Origin of the sequence: Pseudomonas sp. NMI542_15, from assembly GCF_021283425.1 — a bacterium.
GTDB classification, from domain to species: Bacteria; Pseudomonadota; Gammaproteobacteria; order Pseudomonadales; family Pseudomonadaceae; genus Aquipseudomonas; species Aquipseudomonas fortuita.
This window is the reverse complement of sequence record NZ_JAJSRO010000053.1, coordinates 1-3,072: the sequence shown is the minus strand read 5'-3', so window position 1 is coordinate 3,072 and position 3,072 is coordinate 1. Positions and strand designations below refer to the sequence as shown.

Genomic DNA, 3,072 nt, shown 5'->3' with positions numbered 1-3,072 from the left:
TGCACCCGGCCACCACCGGCGAAGGCCAGGCGCAGACCCTGCGCACCCGTTTCCGTTACCAGCACCTGCCAGCGCTGGGCGGCTCAGAGGTGGGCAAGGGCTGGCTCGAGGCCCATGAGGAAGACCTGATGCAGGTCATTGGGGAGCAGGAGCAGGGGCTGCAGTACACCGTCCGTCACTACGAGAACGCGCCTGCAACTGCACTGCAGCACGGCCGCATGACCCGGCAGGTGCAGACGCTCAATGGCTACGATACGAAAGTTGAGCACCGGTTCGCCAAACGCGCCGAGTTGGGTGATGAGGTGCTGGAGGAGGTGCGCACCTTCACCGGTTTCGACCATGGCCAAGCGCTTGATGATGGCACTATTCGCCACGCCCAGAAGGTATCTACCCTGCACCATTCTGTGTTCATCAACCAGCCCATGCTGAACTACGACGATAATGATGTGCAAATCGCTTACGCTTACGATGCCTTACGGCGTGTGATCAAGGAAACGGTCTCGCCAAATGACGAAGACTTGAAAGCCGAGCGCGAATACACCTATACCTTGGTCAGCGGGGCGGGCGGGCAGGCCGATCAAACCGCCAAGGATGTCAAGGGGGTGATTACCCGCACCCTGGTCGATGGGCTCAATCGGGTGGTCGCGCAGTCACGCCAGGACGCCGACAATGTTGACGTCAACAAGCGCGCCGGCTGGCGGCCGCGCTATGCTGCCCAATACGACGCGCTGGGCAATTTGGTTGGCGAAACCGATTTCGACTGGATGGACTACCCGGAGCAGCAACCCTGCGAGTTGGCGTTGCCGCGGCAGATGCTGTTCGATGGCTGGGGCCGGCAGTATTGCGAAATCGCAGCGGACAGGGTGCGTCACTTTGATCGCTACGATCCGATTGGCATCTCTGGCTCGCCAGGGCCCAGCCGAACGCAGTGGCGCGAGTCCGCTGATGGCACGCAGCGCAGCGCCAGAACCGTCACCTGGCTTACCCTGTTCGATGAGCCAGCGCGTGTCGAGCGGTTTGATGCCGACGCCAAGTCGTACAGCATCAACCTGACGTTCCATGATGGTTTGCAGCGCAAAGCGCGTGAAGTCAATGCTCGCAGTGAAACCCAGCGCTTTGTCTACGATGTATTCGATCGTCTGATGGATGAAACCCTCGCTGATGACAGCGTGGTGCACCGCGACTACGCCGAGCATAGCCGAGAGGATCTGCCTGTCCAGATCAGGGTCAACGGCATGGTGTTGGGCGAGCAGCGTTTCGATGGCCTGGACCGCATGGTCAAATCGATCACGGGTGGGCGGGTGCGCGAATTCGGTTTCAAGCCGGGCGAGATGAAACCCAGCACGGTCTTGACCCCAAGCAATCAACTGATCGAGTACCGCTATCAGCCTGAGCTCAGTGACGAACCGCAGTTGCGGCAGATCGTCGAGAAGGGGATCAAGGCCGACTACGAGTTCGACAACAAGAACGCGCGTCTGAAGCGCTGCGAGGAACTGGGGCTGGTACTGTCGCGTGAGTATTTCAGCCACGGGGAGGTCAAGAGCGAGACCCGGGAGTATGAGGGTGAAACCCATGTCATGCACTACCAGACCAGTTTGCTGGGGCGCCAGCTGGCTTACACCGACGTAGTCGGCGGGCAGCAGTCCTATGCCTACGACCGCTACGGCAGGCTGGACAAAACGACATTGGGCACGATGACGGCGAACTTCGAATACGATGGCCTTGGGCGGCTGTTCAAGACCCGGACCACGGAAGGTAGCCAATACCTTGAAACACGACTGGCATTTGACGAATTCGACAGAGAAGTGAAGCGTGAATTCGACACGGGCGCTACGCTGCAATCGCTGACCCAAGGTTACGATGCGGAAGATGCGATCGTGTGGAAGACACTGGGTGAAGGTGAAATCCTTGAAGTGTTACGCCATGAAACCTACGTATACGACATTCGTGGCCGGTTGCGCATCTATAATTGCGAGGGCCGCCTTTCTCCCGAGGACCCGTATGGCAATATCATACGGGAGCAGGTGTTCCGGTTTGATGAACTGGACAACATTACCCGGGTCAGTACGACCTATCCCGAAGGTAATAACCTGGCCAGGTACTACTTCGAGGAAGACGACCCGGCGCAACTGAGCCGCATCGAAAACAGCCATGCAGATTACCCGACCAATATCAAGCTGGAATATGACTGCGATGGCAATCTTACCTGCGACGATGCCGGGCGCAAGTTGACGTACGATGGGCTCGGGCGGCTGATCAGTGTGGAAGCCCCCCAATTGTTCGGCGAGGCGTTCGACCAACAGGGCAACCGTGTCTGGGACCAGGGTAATCGGCGATTCACGGCTGACGAGCAAGGCAATGTGATCAGGGTGGATGTGCCATCTGTAACACGCCCAATCAGTGGCGTTAGGCGCAGACAAGGGGCTGGAGGGAAGCTGTTGTCAGCCTGGCGTGAGGAAAGCGGCAGGCTCTTGTGGTGTGACACCGTACAGCGCGCTGAAACTGCAGAGTATGGGTATGATGCGTTGGACAGATTGACCAGTCAGGCATATTAATCAGACCCTTTCAAATAGTTAGAAGCCCGCCGTAACAGGCGGGTTTTTTTATGGTGCCTCGCGCAAGTTCGAGGGAGCCAGTAACCGGCAGTCCATGAATAAAATTTCTTAGGGTATGGCGCATTGTCAACTGATAAAAGTGCCAGTTGCGTGAGGGCAGTGCAGATACGAGTATGGACGAAAAGGGAGGTGGATTGTTCTGCGCCTCAATACAGCGTAAACCTTGTGCGAGGTTACACATGAACAGTGCCAAGAATTCAGGTTTCGTGCGCCACATGCGCAACGCCGGTGCACAACCCCTGGCAACGTTGGACGCCATGACGATCAAGGACGAACTGCTGGCGGTTCCAAAGGATAATACTGTGCTTGTGAAGTACCTCAGGGAGGAAGCATCGCGACTGATTATCACGATTGAAAATCCTTGGCAGATGCCGGGCCATGGCGGTCTCAGTGACCAAGTGCAACACCCGAGGTAAGGTGCTGCATGACTACTCACTACACCCACTTGACCATCGAA

2 protein-coding genes are annotated in these 3,072 nt (G+C 57.4%); both read left to right on the top strand.

Going from position 1 to position 3,072, the window contains the following annotated elements:
- Positions 1 to 2,555 (top strand): RHS repeat domain-containing protein (locus LU684_RS30330; RefSeq protein WP_442964214.1); only part of this gene is annotated, 2,555 nt, incomplete at its 5' end.
- Positions 2,556 to 2,794: 239 nt separating this feature from the next.
- Complete coding sequence (locus LU684_RS30325) at positions 2,795 to 3,031, top strand: hypothetical protein (protein ID WP_232895365.1); 237 nt, start codon at positions 2,795 to 2,797, stop codon at positions 3,029 to 3,031.
- Positions 3,032 to 3,072: the final 41 nt, after the last annotated feature.

Excerpts from the sequence above, each read along its gene's own strand:
- LU684_RS30325 (WP_232895365.1), top strand. The coding sequence starts at position 2,795 with ATGAACAGTGCCAAGAATTCAGGTTTCGTGCGCCACATGCGCAACGCC.